General features: G+C 29.8%; 9 protein-coding genes and 1 pseudogene. All 10 read left to right on the top strand.

Translation table 11 applies throughout. The features are described 5' to 3' along the window. Window positions 1-580 (top strand): copper amine oxidase N-terminal domain-containing protein (locus tag HMPREF3045_RS06675; protein WP_257244380.1); only part of this gene is annotated, 580 nt, incomplete at its 5' end. 14 nt (window positions 581-594) lie between these two features. After that, window positions 595-1,461, top strand: a complete 867-nt coding sequence (locus HMPREF3045_RS06670) for a CD1107 family mobile element protein (protein WP_002836659.1) — start codon at window positions 595-597, stop codon at window positions 1,459-1,461. A 63-nt stretch (window positions 1,462-1,524) separates the two neighbouring features. Then, window positions 1,525-3,246, top strand: a complete 1,722-nt coding sequence (locus HMPREF3045_RS06665; protein WP_012290743.1) for a DNA topoisomerase 3 — start codon at window positions 1,525-1,527, stop codon at window positions 3,244-3,246. After that, entirely contained in the window at window positions 3,239-4,201 is a 963-nt protein-coding gene (locus HMPREF3045_RS06660) for a DNA cytosine methyltransferase (protein WP_002836657.1), read from the top strand. The genes HMPREF3045_RS06665 and HMPREF3045_RS06660 overlap by 8 nt, the downstream gene beginning before the upstream one ends. Before the next feature lie 35 nt (window positions 4,202-4,236). Next, window positions 4,237-6,450 (top strand): ATP-binding protein, encoded by a 2,214-nt coding sequence (locus tag HMPREF3045_RS06655; protein ID WP_070738141.1) that lies wholly within the window; start codon window positions 4,237-4,239, stop codon window positions 6,448-6,450. Window positions 6,451-6,532: 82 nt separating this feature from the next. Then, complete coding sequence (locus HMPREF3045_RS06650) at window positions 6,533-14,176, top strand: helicase-related protein (RefSeq protein WP_070738138.1); 7,644 nt, start codon at window positions 6,533-6,535, stop codon at window positions 14,174-14,176. A gap of 43 nt (window positions 14,177-14,219) precedes the next feature. Further along, complete coding sequence (locus tag HMPREF3045_RS06645) at window positions 14,220-14,876, top strand: DNA-binding protein (protein WP_070738135.1); 657 nt, start codon at window positions 14,220-14,222, stop codon at window positions 14,874-14,876. Window positions 14,877-15,021: 145 nt separating this feature from the next. Beyond that, on the top strand, window positions 15,022-15,222 hold the full coding sequence (locus HMPREF3045_RS06640; RefSeq protein WP_070738133.1) for a helix-turn-helix domain-containing protein: 201 nt from the start codon (window positions 15,022-15,024) through the stop codon (window positions 15,220-15,222). 200 nt (window positions 15,223-15,422) lie between these two features. After that, on the top strand, window positions 15,423-17,939 hold the full coding sequence (locus HMPREF3045_RS06635; RefSeq protein WP_070738130.1) for a Spaf_1101 family AAA-like ATPase: 2,517 nt from the start codon (window positions 15,423-15,425) through the stop codon (window positions 17,937-17,939). A 204-nt stretch (window positions 17,940-18,143) separates the two neighbouring features. Next, a pseudogene (locus HMPREF3045_RS09455) lies at window positions 18,144-18,215 on the top strand (DNA-binding response regulator); the annotation flags it as partial.

The following is an 18,215-nucleotide window of genomic DNA, read 5'->3' as shown; positions in this document are numbered from 1 at the left end:
AGATAAGAAATCTCAAGATAAGAAGTGGGATGAACTTTTGAAAGCTGATGACAAGAACATCCTAAATCAATTTGATCTTAACAAGATGAAAAAGCAAGAGGAACAACAATACAAAAAACAAGTTAAAGATGAAAAAGAATTTGCAGTTTTCCAAGTTGACAAAAACTTTTATAACATTATCAACAAAGATGGTAAGACAACAGTCTATATGGATGTAAAAACTTATGTGGATCAAGGAAGAACTATGATTCCAGTAAGATATATCGCTTATACTCTAGGTTTTAATGTTGAGTATGACAACTCTACTCGTGAAGCTATTTTCTCCAATAAAGAGAATAATATCCTAGCTAAAAAGACATTAAGACTAAATATTGATACTGGTGTTATGAAAGATTCAGATGGTAAAGTCTACAATTCAGATGTTAAGCCAGTTATTATAAATGGAAGAATCCATGCTTCAATTTCAAACATTGCTAAAGCTTTTGGAGCAAGTCATGGAGATATTAAAGATGGTAAAAACCAAACAATAGAATGGGACAATGCTAGAAAAGCAGTCTATGTATTTAAAAATGTAAAATAAGAAAGGATAGAAAAATGAATAAGAGTATTAAACGAGGAGTAGCCATAGCGTTACTCCTTTTTACATTTACAGTACCAGCAACTACATTTGCAATGACAAATGAAGGGCAAATAGAAAGTCAAAACGAATCAATCTATGAACCACAAAAAGAAGAATTTGAAAAAATGTTGAAAGATGATGTTTTTACACCGTCAAAAGAAGAAATTCCTTATCAAGATGTTCCAAGAATACCAGGAAATACAAGTGAAGCAAATAAGCCTTCAAATAATCCTCCAAAGAAAACCCCACTTGTAAAAGGTGGTAATACAAAGGCAGTAAATAATCTTGCGACACAAGAAAATAAGGCAAGAGGTTCAGTAATTGAAAATGTAGATAGGAATGGAAAAGATATAACACCAAGTGGAGATACAGAAAAAGATAAAGAAAATCCAGTAGATGTGAGACAATTTTTAACATTTCAAACTAAAAGTGGAAAAACTATGCACCTAATAGTGGATCACTCATCAAATCAAGATAATGTAAGGCTATTGACAGAAGTAGGAGAGAAAGACCTACTTAATATGATTGAATCAGAAGACAAAAATACTATAAAGGTTGAAGAGCCTAAGAAAGAAGAAGTAAAAAAAGAAGAACCTAAGACTGTTCCAGTAAAAGAAGAAAAGAAAAGTGGAATAGGTTCATTTCTAATTATTGCACTTGTAATTGGAGGAGTTATAGGAGCAGGATACTATTTTAAGGTAGTCAAAGCTAAGGAAGATAAAATGTTGGAAGACTTTGAAGAAGATGATAAGGATTATATTAGTGAGTCAGAAGATGAATCTGACAATGAAGAAAGTAATGAAGAATCTTTAGATGAAGACGATGAAGATGAACTATTATAATAATTTTTAAAAGTTTGAGCGAGAGAGAAATCTTTCGCTCTTTTTTTATTTATGGAGGTATTAATGAAATTAGTAATAGCAGAAAAGCCAAGCGTAGCAGTTACAATTGCAAAAGTAATTGGAGCAAGAACAAGAAAAAACGGATATTATGAGGGGAATGGATACATTGTTTCTTGGTGTGTCGGTCATTTAATTCAAATGGCAAGTCCAGAAAGACACGACGAAAAATGGAAGAAATGGACAATAGAAAATCTTCCTATAATTCCAGAAGAATATATTTATGAAGTATCTAAAAGCACTAAAAAACAATATGGAGTTTTAAAGAAACTTTTAAACGATAAGAATATCGACACAGTTATAAATGCTTGTGATGCTGGAAGAGAGGGAGAACTTATTTTTAGGCTTGTATATAATCAAGCTAAATGTAAGAAGAAAATTCAAAGACTTTGGATATCTTCAATGGAAAACAAAGCTATTGAAGATGGTTTTAGAAATCTTAAAGACGGAGAAAAATTTGAAGACTTATATGGATCGGCAAGTGCAAGAGCTATTGCAGATTGGCTGGTAGGAATGAATTTAAGTAGGCTTTATTCTTGCATTTACAAGGAAACATATTCAGTTGGTAGAGTACAAACACCAACTCTATATTTAATAGCTAAAAGGGATAGTGAAATAAATCTATTTAAGAAGCAAAAATATTATACAGTTGACCTATCTTATAAAGGATTGAAACTTGTATCAGATAGGATTGATAAAATCGAAGTGGCAGAGCAACTTTTAAACTTGATAGAAGATGAAATAGTTATTACAGAGGTAGAGGATAAAGAAATAAGCACAAAACCAGATAAGCCTTATGATCTCACTACCTTACAGAGAGAAGCAAATAAATATTTTGGATATTCAGCAAATGACACTTTAAATATGGCACAAGGTCTGTATGAAAAAAAGCTAATCACATACCCAAGAACAGATAGCAGGTATTTAACCGATGATATGGTTACTACTATGAAAGAATTATTAGAAGGACTTGAAGAAGGTTTTAAAATCAACGAATCAAACTTTAAGTCTATTTTTAATTCATCTAAGGTTACAGACCACTATGCGATTATTCCTACTATATCAGGTATTGGAAAAGTTAAAGATTTATCTGATAAAGAAAGCAAAGTCTATAATCTAATTAAGGATAAACTACTTGCTTCATGTTCGGATAACTTAAAGGAATCTAGTAGAAAAATCAGATATGAATATGATAAATTTAACTTCAATGCAAGTGGAAAGACTATAATCGATGAAGGTTATACCAAGTATCTAAAGGCTTATGGAAAAGAAAAGCAAGAAAATGAATTACCAGATGTAAAGACTGGAGATAAAATTAAGCTAACTTCTAAAAATATATCGGAGAAATTTACAAAAGCTCCAAGTCATTATAATGAAGATACACTTTTAAAGGCTATGGAGAATGCAGGGATTGAATCACTGGATAAAGATATAGAAGTGGAGAGAAAAGGCTTAGGAACACCAGCTACAAGAGCAGGAATTATTGAAAATCTTATCCATAAGGACCTTATAAGAAGAGATAAGAAAAATCTACTTGTAACAGAAAAAGGCAATAGACTTGTATCAATTGTAGAGGATAAGTTTAAGTCAGCTAAAACAACATCTGAATGGGAAATGAAACTTGCAAAGATTAGCTCTGGTGAAGTAGATAAAGAAGACTTTTTAAGAGAAATAGAAGATAGTATAAGGGAGCTTGTAGATAGGTACAAGAATAATCTAAATGAATAAGGTAAAAATATTGGAGCTTTTCGGTGGCATAGGTGCTATTAGAAAGGCTTTTATTAATTTAAAGATATCTTATGAAGTAGTTGATTATGTAGAAATAGATAAGGCTTGTGTTAAATCATACAACGCACTTTATGGAGAGGCTTATAAGCCAAAATCAGTAGTAGGATATAAAGCTCCTAATGAGAAGATAGACTTAATTATGCATGGAAGTCCTTGCCAAGACTTTTCAAGAATAGGGAAAAAGCAAGGAGGAGTAAAGAATTCAGGAACTAGATCAAGCTTACTATTTGAAACAATTAGAATAATCAAAGAAATGAAAGATAAACCTAAATGGATAATTTGGGAAAATGTAAAAGGAGTCCTTGATAGAAATATGAGGGACTCCTTGTTTATTTATCTAAAGGAGTTAGAAGACCTTGGATATGAAAGTAAGTATGAAATTTTAAATGCAATGGACTTTGGGATACCTCAAAAAAGGGAGAGGATATTTGTTGTTTCATGTCTAGGAGCAAATAACTTTTCTTTTAATAAATTGGAGAGGAAAGAAACTAGACCACTAAGTGAATTTTTAGAAAAGGATGTAAGTGAACTTTATACAATGACCCAACCCTATATGCTGAAATTTTTAAATAAAAGCATAGATAACAGTTTTAGAGGGCGACTCAAAGTGATTAAAGATTTTTCTTATACTATTTCTACAAAACAAATGAGAGTACCTAATTCTGGAATAATAGATATTGGAAATGGTAGGTATAGGTATTTAACAGAAAGAGAATGCCTAAGACTCATGGGTTTTGATGATAGTGATATAGACAAATTAGAGGAAGTGCATTCAAGAAGAAAAAATTGCACTTCAAGCAAACTATATAAGCAGGCCGGCAATTCTATTGTGGTTGATGTTTTAATGTGCATTATTAGTTCAATAATGCATGTTAGTGCAAACTTATTATTGTGAATGATATAATAAAATAAAAGACAGGAGGATATGATATGGATATTCTAGAATGTAAATTAAAGAATTGTTATGGAATAGATGAGTTTAACCATGAATTTGATTTTACAAATACAAATGTGATTACAGTATATGCAAAAAATGGATTGATGAAAACTTCTTTTGCAAAAACTTTTAAGAAAATTCAAGATGGTAAAGCTGACGAAATACGTGATGAAATATTCGATATAAAAGCAGAAGTTAATGTGAGCATAGATGGACAAGATATAAGAAAAGAGCAAGTGTTTGTAATAAAAAGCTTTGAGAATTATTATGAATCTAGTAGTGTAGCAGATTTATTAGTAGACGAAAAAACAAAAAAATCTATCACAACTTTATTAAAGCAAAAAAATAATTTTTTAAAAAAGTTAGTGCAATATTCAGGATTAAAAATTGAAAAAACACAACAAGGAAGAAAAATTTATGAATTAGAGCCTACAGTAGTTTCTGACATGAATTTAAGTGAAAAAAGTTTTTTATTAAGCTTGAAAGAATTATGTGAAGCTGAAAATAAAACGTATTTACCTAATGTTAAATACTCTACAATTTTTGATGATAGTGTAATTAAAAAAATAAAAGACAGTAGTTTTCAAAATAAAATAAAAGAGTTTTGTGAAGCTGCTGAAACTATATACAGTAGTTATACTTTTTTTGAAAAAGGTCAATTCACATTTCCAAAATTGAAGAATGTTGCAAAAAATTTAGATTCAGATAATTTTTTTGTAAGAGATAATAAACTTAATTTAAATAATAGCATAGTAATTGGTAATAATGATGAACTACAAGAGAAAATATATGAAATAGAGGGGAAAATTAAAGATATTCCAGAATTTCAACAGATAGAAAAGTTACTAAGTGATACAAAAGGCATATTATTAAGAGATACAATAGAAAACAATCCTGAACTAATAGAGTTTTTGAAAATAGAAAATTTAGATAATTTAAAAAAAGAATTATGGACTTCATATATAAAGAAAGAAAAGAAATCTTTTGATGATTTATTAGAGATATATAAAGAATTAGAGGAGAATATTAAAAATCTCAATATAGACAATACATTGTGGAATCGTTCTTTAGAAATATTTGAAGATAGGTTCACTGTTCCATATAAGATGAAAATATTAAATTTAAAGGGAGCGATAATAGGAGAAAACCTACCACGTGTGGAGTTTATATTTGAAAAGGGTGAAAATCAAGCAAGTTTAGATAGATCAAATTTAGAAAAATTAGACGTGTTAAGTCAAGGAGAGAAAAGATCTTTATATTTGTTAAATATAATATTTGACATAGAAAAAATAAAAAAAGAAAGCAATGAAGTCCTATTTATAGTAGACGATATAGCAGATTCTTTTGATTATAAAAATAAGTATGCTATTGTAGAATATTTGTATGAAATGGCAACAATTGATAATTTTAGAATGATAATTTTATCTCATAATTTTGATTTTTATAGAACAATTTCTTCTAGACTAAATGTACCTCGTACATCTAGATTTATCGTTGAAAACAAACAAGATTTAAATTTGATAGAAGAGAAATATCAAAAACAACCTTTTATAACATGGAAAACTAAACCAGATAAATATTCCTTATTTGCACTTATACCATTTGTTAGGAATCTAATTGAATATAGTTTTGATAAATCTGTTAATGATTCAAATTATTATGATAGCGATTATGAGCTATTAACTAATTTACTACACAAAAAAGAAAATTCAGGAACTATTAATTTTAAAACTTTAGGGAAAGTATATAAAGAATATATAGGGAGATTTGATATACCAAGTGAGTTTAAAGAGGATGATCTGGTTATAGAAAAGCTTTATGAAACTACTGAAAACTTAACTAGTAACTTAAATTTGCTCGAGCATAAAGTTTTATTATCAATGGCTTGTAGACTTAAAGCTGAGGAAATAATGTTAGATAAAATTAATAATTATAATGGTATGCTAAATTGGAAAGTGAAAAATAATTTGAAAACAGGAGATAAAGCGGAATTTCTGAATCATGTAGATAAAACTAATAATATGACCAGGGTATTATTTGATGCATATAAGCAGATTGCGAATGAAGAACAAATTAATATAGTTAATGAAGTTAATATAATGACTCCAGAAAATATTCATATAAACTCTTTTATGTATGAGCCTATAATGGATATGGATATTAACGAATTATTGAACTTATATGGAAAACTTAAAGAATTAATATAGGTCATTTAATTATATTACATTATAGACGGTAGATTATTTAAAATCTATCGTCTTTTTTATTACTCAAAAAAGGAGGTAGGAAATGCAAGTAAATGATTTTAAGAACATACAAGAAGCAATAAAGTATGAAGTTTTACAAGATGAAAAAGAATATTTAAAACTCTTAAAAGTTATAGGTAACAATCAGAAATATGATTTTTCTAGCCAACTAAGTATATACAACAAAGAACCTGAAGCTAGAGCTTGTGCGACATTTGATATGTGGAAGAAATATTTTGGTCGAGTTGTTATGAGAGGTCAAAAGGGTATTCCAATTTTAGTTGGAAGTGATGTAAATCAAAGAATTTCATATATTTTCGATATTAGTCAAACCACATCAATGGATAGGAATATTAATGAGGTTAGCTTATGGCAGTTTGACCACGAAAACCATAACGAGGCTTTAAAAGAAATAATAAGAGATTCTTCATTTGAAGCTAGTGATTCACTAAACGAAAATATATTTTCTTTAAGTCGAATTTATGGAGATGAATATATTAATTTGGCTATTGCTGATTTGAGAATAGATGTAGAGGATAGACTGAGTTTTGAAAAGTTTATGAGAGACTCAATATCCTATGCGATAGCTAATAGGTTTAATACAGCCTATCCTATGGATATGGAAAATTTAAAAAATAATTTTTCTAGGATTAATACAATTTCTTTAGAACAGATAGGTCTTGTAATATCAAGAGTTAGCGAAGATATTATAGATAGCACAATAGAAAAATCTAAGGAAATGGATCGAGCTAGGCTGCTGACAGAAAGGGCCGGTGGCGACTATAATAGAGATATAGAAAATATAAATGAAGATAGAGGAGGTCAAGATGATTTATATAGACGAGATGATAGGTCAAGAAGTAGAGATGGACGAGTTTTCACAGATGGAAGCGACAGAAGAAATAGCAATGAAGATCGAAGAGAAAGCCTTGGATATGATGGAGAAGGATCTGGAATTTATGGAGAGATTTCCGAATCCGACTTACGCAGTCCTAAGACTGTCTTACCTAGTAGGGAGCGAGGACATGGAGAACTGGAAGAAACTTCAGGAAATGTACGAGGAGAAAACACTTTTGAACCACCTGAAGGAAATTCAGAATCAGGCAGTGGACTTTATCAAGAGAGAGAAAGTCAAGATGATGAAAGCACAAGGATTGACAGAGAAAATGATGAGAGGGAATCCAGAGGAATACCAAGGACAGATGAACAACTTGATGGCAACAGTGAAGAAAATGGCAATCAAGGAATACGTGGAAGCTTAGAAAATGAAATAAGTCCAGAAAAGGAAGCTGATGAAGCTTCTTTTTTTGATGGCAAAAACACTGAAAATAGAAAAGATTACTGGATTGTAGAATTTAATGAAAATCACGAATTAGTTCCCGATTATAGTGGGCAGATAGTAACTAAAGACTTAATCAATATCCTAAGACAAAAGGATATTGATATTAAAGACCATAATCAAACTCATGGAGAAAATGAATTTGGAGAAATGACTGATGATTATATCGGATATTTCAAATTCTATTTTGACCACTATGTAGACGGCGAAGTTGTCGAGCATTATAGGATTGACCTTGGAGATGGTGAAGAAGTTAATGAGCGTGAATTTTCATATTTAGAAGAGCAAGTTGCACTAAGTGAGGAAAAAGCTTCACAAGAAGAAGTTAAGGAAAAGATAGAGCCTAAGTTTAAGATAGGTGATCAGGTTAGATATAAAGATAAGGACTTTACCATTACAGATTTTGATGAACTAAGTGGAGGACTTAAAACTGTAACCATTAGAGATAATATGGAGTATATGGGAGGTATGATTAGGGGTTCGGAAGTAATTCCATATAGAAACGATTCATACCTTGAAGAAATCTTTGAAAATCTAAGTCAAACATCAGAAAAATTAGCAGTAAAGGTTGGAAAAGAATTTATTTTAGAAGATAAGAATATCTTTGATGGAATTAACTTAATTGAAGCTGGAACTAAGGTAGAAGTTAATGGGGAAGAATTCCCTTTATATAAAGGTGAAACATTTGAAGAAAGTAGAAAGATTGATGACCTTTTAGATAGTGGAAATTATGAGATATACAAATTATCTGAGCATGAAAAACAAATTGAAAGACAAGTAGAGCAAGAAAGCTTTATAGATAACCACAATCTTGAAATTGACCAAATGATGGATAGATACAATGTTCCAAGAGAAGCAGCCGAAAACTTATTGAGGGGTAAAGAGGATTTAAAAAATCTAGGCTATGAACCTAATAAGGAAAGGCTAAGTTTTGCTAGAAATTATGACTTGAAAAATCATATCTACTCAGAATACCTAACACCATCAGAAAAGCTAGATAAAAATATAAAAGCTATTAAGATGCTCAAAAGACTTGAAAATGAAAATAGGAGTCCAAGAGAGTATGAACAAGCCTATCTTGCTGATTATCTAGGATGGGGTGGTCTTGCCGATGTCTTTGATGAAGAAAAGGGAGGACAATGGCTTGAAGCAAGAAATATATTAAAAGAAAATCTAACAAATGATGAGTATTTGAATGCTAAAGAGTCTACTCTAACATCATTTTATACACCTAGAGAGGTAATGGATGGAATATATAAGACCATAACAGATATGGGTTTTAAGACTGGGAATATCCTTGAACCATCTGCAGGAGTCGGTAATTTTATTGGAAGTATGCCAAGTGAAATACAAAGCTCTAAAGTCTATGGAGTAGAAAAAGATAGTCTAAGCGGAAGAATAGCAAGAGAACTTTATCCTGAAGCTAATATTCAAATTAAAGGTTTTGAAGAAACAAACTTCTCAAATAATTTCTTTGACTTGGTAATAGGAAATGTTCCCTTTGGAGATTTTAAAGTTAACGATCGTGAATATAACAGAAATAACTTTCTGATTCACGATTATTTTTTTGCAAAGTCAATAGATAAGGTTAGGAATGGAGGAATTATTGCCTTCATAACTTCATCTGGAACTATGGATAAAAAAGATGAATCTGTTAGAAAATATATTAATGCAAGATGTGAGTTTTTAGGAGCTATGAGGCTTCCTAATACAATATTTAAAGGACTTGCTGGTACAGAAGTTACTTCAGATATTATTTTCTTGAAAAAGAGAGATTCAGTTATAGAAAGAGATGATGATTGGATTCATCTAGCAACTGATAAAAAGGGTTTGACTTATAATAAATACTTTGTAGATAATCCTCAAATGGTATTAGGAGATATGAAAGAAGTATCTGGAAGATTTGGAAATACAATTACTTGTGATGAAAAAGAAGACGAAAATCTAAAGGATTTAATGGATCTTGTAAGTAAGGAAATTTCTTCAAATTCTAAATATGAAGAAGTTGAGCTATTGGAAGATGAAGAATTAAGTCTTCCAGCAACAGACGATGTTAAAAACTTTTCTTACACTATTATTGATGAAGAAGTCTACCTAAGAGAAAACTCAGTATTAATTAAGCAGAATATATCAGATAAAAATAAAGAAAAGATAAAAGATTATCTTGATGTAATGAATGCTTTGAAAGATGTAATAGAAAAACAAAAGGACGATTATTCAGACGCGGAAATAAAAGAGTCACAAGCAAAGTTAAATGAAGTCTATGATAACTTTTCAAAGAAACATGGCTTTATTAACTCCTTATCAAATACTAGAGCCTTAAAGGAAGACTCAAACTTTCCTTTAGTTTCATCAATAGAAATACTTGATGATGAGGATAATTTCAAAGCTAAGAGTGATATATTTTCAAAAAGAACAATAACAAAGGCAAAGGTAGTAGATCATGTAGATACTTCCCTTGAAGCTTTAGTCTTATCTGTTTCACAGAAAGGATATGTAGACTTTGAATATATGGAATCTATCACAAGTAAAGATAGGGACACCTTAATTGGTGAGCTTGAGGGCGAAATATTTTTAGACATTAAGGACACAGACCTAATAAATAACAGAATGCCATTTGAAAACTTTAATAATGACGATCCATTTCATTTTTCATATGTATCGGCTGATGAATATTTAAGTGGTAATATTAGAGAAAAAATCGGCTACCTCAATTCATATATCGGAGAAATTGAAAATGTAATAGATTTAGCACCTTCTGAAAAGAAAGACACGTTATTAAACGAGTTAGGCAAACTCAAATATCAAAGAGAAAAATTACAAGAAGTTATGCCTGAAGAACTCACTGCTTCTGATATAAATGTAAGGTTAGGAGCAACCTGGATACCTCAAAAAGATATAGAAGACTTTACTTTTAATCTTTTAAAAACACCTGGCTATGATAGGTGGAATATAAATGTTAGGTTCTCGCCACACTCAAGTGAATGGAATATTGAGGGTAAAAGTGTTGACTCGACTAATGACCTTGCTAACATGACTTATGGTACAAGTAGAGTGAATGCCTATAAGCTGATTGAAAATGCTCTTAATCTAAAAGATACAAAAGTATTTGACCAAATAATAAATGATGATGGTTCTAAGACTTCTGTATTGAATAAAAAAGAAACTATGCTTGCAAGTCAAAAGCAAGAACTGATTAAAGAAGAATTTAAGAATTGGATATTTGAAGATCCTGATAGAAGATATAGGTTAGAAAAGATTTATAATGAAAAATTCAACTCAATTAGAAATAGGGAATTTGATGGTTCTAACTTAACTTTTGATGGAATGAATACTGAAATCAGACTTCGAGAACACCAGAAAAATGCCATAGCAAGGACTCTATATGGTGGAAACACACTACTTGCCCATGTAGTAGGAGCAGGAAAAACTTTTGAAATGGTAGCTTCTGCTATGGAATCTAAAAAGTTAGGACTTGCAAGTAAATCATTATTTGTAGTTCCTAACCATCTAACTACTCAAATTGGTAGGGAGTTTATGCAATTATATCCGTCAGCAAATATTATGGTGGCCGATAAAAAAGACTTTCAACCTAAAAATAGGAAAAGATTTATTGGTAGGATTGCAACAGGAGAATATGACGCGGTCATCATAGGACACTCTCAATTCGAGAAAATACCAATGTCTAAGGAATACCAGGTTAGACATATACAAGACCAAATAGATGATATAGTTTCCTTTATTGATGAGAACAAAAGAAATAGAGGAGAAAATTTTACTGTAAAACAACTGGAAAAGACAAAGAAGAAACTCTTGGTAAGACTTGAAAAACTAAATGATGACTTTAAAAAGGATGATGTAATAACCTTTGAAGAACTAGGGGTAGATAAGTTATTTATAGATGAAGCTCATAATTACAAAAACTTATTCTTGCATACCAAGATGAGAAATGTTGCGGGTATAGGTCAAAGTGAAGCCTTTAAGTCTTCAGATATGTATATGAAATGTAGGTATATGGATGAAATGACAGATGGAAAGGGAGTTGTATTTGCTACTGGTACACCAATATCAAATTCAATGACAGAGCTTTATACCATGCAAAGATACCTTCAATATGACGATTTAAAGGCAAGAGGATTAGAACATTTTGATGCCTGGGCTTCTACTTTTGGAGAAACAGAAAACACCTTTGAATTATCTCCAGAAGGCACTGGATATAGGCAAAAGACAAGATTTTCAAAGTTCTATAACTTGCCAGAATTGATGAACATGTTTAAAGAAGTAGCAGATATAAAGACCTCAGATATGTTAAATTTGCCAGTACCAGAAGCAAATTTTGAAGTTATTAAAACAAAACCTACTGAGGAACAAAAAGAAATATTAGAAGCTATTTCAGAAAGAGCTGACGCAGTTAGAAATAACCAAGTCGAGCCAACACAAGATAATATGCTAAAGATTACAAATGATGGTAAAAAACTTGCCCTTGACCAAAGATTAATAAATCCACTACTTCCCGATGATCCTAATTCAAAGGTAAATGTATGTGTAAAAAATATCTTTTCGATCTGGGATAAGACAAAAGAAAATTCATCGACCCAATTAGTGTTTTCAGATATGTCCACACCAAAAGGAGATGGAGAATTTAATATCTATGATGATATTAGAGATAAGCTAGTGAATATGGGAATACCAAAAGATGAAATAGCCTTTATCCACGAAGCAGATACAGACAAACAAAAAGATGAACTATTCTCCAAGGTAAGAAAAGGAGAAGTAAGAGTATTATTAGGTTCTACTCAAAAAATGGGAGCAGGTACAAATGTACAGAATAAATTAATAGCCTTACACGATTTAGACGTCCCTTGGAGACCGTCTGACCTAGAGCAAAGAAGTGGTAGAATTGTTCGTCAAGGTAATGAAAATGATAAGGTAAATATCTTTAGATATGTAACAGAAAATACCTTTGATGCTTATTTGTGGCAGACAATAGAGAATAAGCAAAAATTCATTTCTCAAATTATGACAAGCAAGACACCTGTGCGTGTTGCAGAAGATGTTGATGAAGCAAGTCTATCTTATTCAGAAATTAAAGCTTTAGCTACAGGTAATCCTCTAATTAAAGAAAAGATGGATTTAGATAACGAAGTTACAAAACTAAAAATGCTTGAAGCAAACTACAAGTCTAATAAATATAAGCTCGAAGATAAGGTAAATAAAATTTATCCTCAAAGTATTTTAAAAACTGAAATGGAAATAAAAGCAGTTAAAGAAGATATTGCAAGTATTGAGAAATTAGGAGAAGGAGATAATAAATTCACTTCAATCAGTCTTGGGACAAATAAAATTGTAGATAAGAAAGAGGCTGGAGAGAAGCTATTAGAAGAAATAAAAAAGGTAAAGATAAATGATGGCAAGGTTATTGGTAAATATAGAAATTTAGACTTACAAGTTTCATATAACTTTATGACTAACACTCACACCTTTAGACTTCTAGGAAAAGCAGAATACTTCGGAGAGTTTTCAAACTCTACTGATGGTAATATAACAAGGCTTGATAATGCAATTGAAAAAATGCCTTCAAGACTTGAAAGATTAAATCAAAACCTTGAAAATTATAAAGAATCTTTAGAAAATGCCAAAGTAGAATTAACTAAACCATTTGAAAAAGCAGATGAGTTAAGGGATAAGACGCTAAGACTAGCTGAAATTAATAAACTTTTAGATATGGGAGAAGTAGAAGAATTAGAAAACCAATCACCACTATTAGAAGATTTAAAGAGGGCGATAGTTGATTATTCTAACTATGAGTTTTCAGAATCTAATAGCTATGAAGACTTTGTCAAATTATACCCAGATTTAAGCCATATAGGACTTGCCTATACAGAAACACCAGATGGTAAACACTCTATTCAATATGAGGTAAATTTGGAAGAAAAAACATGGACTCAGTATGTAGATAATGTTGCTATTAGAACAGAATCTTTTGTAGAAGAAGATGTATCTAATTCACAAGCTATTAAAGATATGACTGAAACCATAAAGATGTCAAGTTTTGACGATCTGGTATCAGTAGATGGAGAAGATTTAAAACAAGCACTAGGACTAGAAATAGATGATGATGGAAACTTCTATGATCCACTTGCAAAAGATCTTGATAATGACGGAATACCAGATAGGTACGACAATGATTTTAAAGATAGTGATTACTTTGAATCAACTTATGATGTAGAGGATAATCTTCACGCAAGGGAAGAGAAACCATCAATATTAGGACAAATATCAAAATTCAAATCAGAAGAAGAAAAAGATAAAAATCAAGAAAAAAACGAAAAAGGACAAGAAAGATAGAGGAGGGCGAAAGGCTCTCCTTATTTAATACAAGGAGGAAATTATGGAATACAAAGATATTAGAGAAAATTTAGAGGAAATGATGAATGATAACTACAAGGATTTTATAAAAGCACTTGTGAGTATAGAAAAGGGAGTCAATGATGAAAAAGCACTTGAAGAAGTCTATGTTTTATATATGAACAATGACACAACAGGTCTACTAAGTGATGACTTTGACTATATGATTGATGATATGAAAGAACAAGGTAAGATTGTTGAAAATACCAATGAACTTGAAGAAAAAGACGACCTCATAAATCTCGTGGGTAATATAGCTGGCAAAGTAGAAAATCTTGAAAGAGAAAATGCTAATGGAGAAAAGTTTAAAGTAAGCAACTTTTCTCTTGTTTCAAAAGATGACGATGGGAATAAAATTTATACCAATTGTTCAGCATATGGAGATAAGACAAAAGATATAGAGAACCTAAAACAAGGAGATTTTGTTAAAATATTTGGTCAAGTAAAAACAAGCATTGATAACAACGGAAAGGAACATAAAAATGTTCGTATTCTGTCTTCTAAGCTCTTAAAAGCAAAAGAACAAGTAAAGAGTCAAGACAAGGATGAAAAGTCCATATTAGGGCAAATAAAAAGCTTTAAGACAGATGATAAAACTAAATCAAATAAGAAAGACCATAGCAAAGGTGCAGAGAGATAAATATTGGCAGTCTTCGGACTGCCTTTATTTTTTTGCTTAGTTTAACGCGGTAAATCATACGATTGAAAGGAATCTGCGTTATATGCTATAATTAGGTAGTTAATCTATACATTTAGAAAGGTAAAATATAGAATTGGAGAATGATATGGGATTTTCATATAATAAATTATGGAAGTTATTAATAGATAAAAACATGAAAAAAACAGACTTACAATGTGCAATAGCAACAACACCCAAGACAATAGCAAAAATGGGAAGAGACGAAAATGTAAGTTTGGAAACATTAGGAAAGATTTGTGAGTATTTTCAATGTGATATCGGAGATATTATTGAATATAAAAATTGAGTTAAGATAAATGATAAATAATACTCTTACCTATATTTCATTATTTTCATCAGCAGGAGTTGGTTGCTATGGATTTAAACAAGGAGGATTTAATCAACATTATTTGGAAAATTCTATTGATTTTGAATGATAGCAGAAGATCAGAGTGATTATTTTATATAAGAATTATTGTTAAGTTTTAGGGATTGTTAAGGAGGAGTATGGCTGAAGATACAAGAACTTATGGTGAAGTTATAGAAGCATATAAGCATATAAAAAAAACTAGAGATAATTTTGGATTTCCTAGGAAGTCAATATTTCATATTCACACACCAGCTTCTCATGATTATAAATTAATGGAGAATTCAGGTACAGATGGATATAAAAAAATAAGTGAAAAAGAATTAGAAGATATAATTTATGAAAAAAGTATTATCCCTCTCATAAATGGGAAAAGAGATGTAAAGTTTGGTAGAGATTTTGATATTTTTGAAAGCAAAAAAGAAATATATGCTTTTTTATTGTTAGCTAATGAATTACTAATAAATCAATATGAGATAGCTGTTGTTACAGATCATAATACATTTGAGGGGATAGACAAATTAAAAATATGTATACATCATCTAAAAAAGTTAAAAGCTAAATATAATGTTGAAACAATATTATTTCGAGGAATAGAAATATCATGTGCTGACAAGCTTCATGTAGTAGCAATATTAGATGACAATAAGAGTAAAGAAGAGGAAGTAATTAAGTGGCTAGATGAAAAATTGATTTCTGAAAAAGACGGTGTATATGTTACTAGTTTAGAAGTTATGGATTTTTTTTCGAGTTTAGGAGCGATAACTTATATAGCTCATATATATTCATCTAATATAAATAAAGATAAGTTTTTAAGTGGGGCGTATAAAAAGAAATTATTTTCCAGCGAAAACACTAGAATTGTTGGATTAAAAAACAAGAATCAAATCAATGGTGCAAAAAACTTCATGAAAAATTATAGAGAGGATGTAAATTTTTTAATTGACAATGACTCACATTCAATTGATACATTAGCCAATAATTTTTTTTGGATTAAAGGAAGTGATATTAACTTTCAAATGTTAAAAGAAGCTTTAATTGATTTTGATATTTCTGTAAGTTATGAGAACAAGAATAAAAATAAAGTTTATATAGAAGGATTATATATAATGTTTGAAGAATCTGGGTTTCTATCTAATAAAAAGAAAGATGGAGATTTTACTGTAAAATTTTCGGATTCTTTAAATTGCTTAATAGGGGGAAGAGGAACTGGCAAGAGTACTGTTCTTGAAACAATTGATTTTGTAATGACACAAAGTGTTCATGATGAGAATCTTTTAGATTTTATTTGTAAGCATGGAAATGTATATTTATTATTTCAATGTGATAGAGATGAGTATATTGTTGAGTTTATAAGTCCTTATAAAGAAGATGATGATAATATTTTAAGCCGATTTGAAGAGGAACGCCCTTATCAATATGGAAGAAGATATTATTTTAATAGAGACAGAATTAAAAAATACATGCTTAAAAACTATTTGAACGTATATAAGATAACTTGTAGTAATGTTAAAGAGATGGATATTAGTAATATTGAAAAAGTACGTAATAAAACAAAAGTCCTATCAGAACTTTATGATAATAGGTATTCTGTTAATGATCTTGTTAGATATGCAAGTGGAGATGAAATTAACAGGTTTATTTATGATTTGATGTTTAAAAATAAAGAGTTAGAACCATTTGAAAATAAAATAAAAATTAAAGCTAAATCAGGTTTATCTAAATTTCTAAGAGATATAGAAAGTATTTTAAAAAATAGAAGAGAAGATGTAAAAAAGGTATTAGATCCTTTTAATGAAACTCAAAAAGGAACACTAAAAATCGATTATATTCAAAATGATTTAGTGCTTGAGTACCCCATAGAAGAAATTTATAAAAGTAAATTTTCAAGTATTATTAATAGATATAATATTAAGAGAGAAAATTTAGAGGGGTTTATATTTTATATAATAGATAAAAAAGGATTGATTAATTTTTTGAAATCATCAATAAAAAAAGATTCTTCTTGGATAAATCCCAAAGAGTTTTTAGAATTTACAGAAGAAAGTAGTTTTAAAGTAATAGATTCTAATAAAACAATTATTAATGCTGATATTGCTAAGAGGTTAATATCGGATTTATTAATATATGCAACTGACGATAAAAATATAGATACATGGATTGGATATTTTAAAAACTACTTTAGAAAACTTGAAGAATACACTATCCTATTTAATATTAATAGTAGGGAAGACAATAAAAATCTTCAAGAGATTTATAAAGATATAAAAAACTTATCATTGGGTCAAAAAGTCGTAGCAATGTTAGACTTTATATTAGGATATGGTAAATATAACAATGATTTCAGACCGATTGTTATTGACCAACCAGAGGATAATTTGGATAGTAGATATATTTATAAAAATCTTGTTCAGCAGCTAAGGAAAACTAAAAATGATAGACAAGTTATAATTGCAACTCATAGTGCAACAATTGTAACTAATGCAATGTCAGACTGTGTGTTAGTAATGGATTCTGATGGAGTACATGGATGGGTGAAAAATCAAGGTTATCCTGGTGAAGTAGCTATAAAAAAAGAAATAATAAATCACATGGAAGGTGGAATAGACTCATTTAAACATAAAATTTTAATCTATAAGGAAGCTTTAGAAAAATAAAGTTAAAAAATTTTTTTATAAACTGTAAGATTATATATTAATTACCTTAATAATTTACATTAATCAGATTCGTTAATGATATTTTTATTATAATTTAGAATTTTATATTTAATTATTTGTTAGTAGCTTTAATTTGCTTATAGATGAGTGTTATAGAATAAAATTTTTTAATAGATTTCAAAGTTGATACATGAGAGGATTAGAATGAAGAGTGTTTTGATTATAGAGGATAATAAAGAAATTGCCTTACAAATGGAAAAGTATTTGGTTAATAAT

The sequence above is a fragment of the Anaerococcus sp. HMSC075B03 genome (assembly GCF_001815585.1).
GTDB classification, from domain to species: Bacteria; Bacillota; Clostridia; order Tissierellales; family Peptoniphilaceae; genus Anaerococcus; species Anaerococcus vaginalis.
The sequence above is the reverse complement of the archived record's forward strand: the minus strand, read 5'-3'. Positions and strand labels throughout refer to the sequence as shown.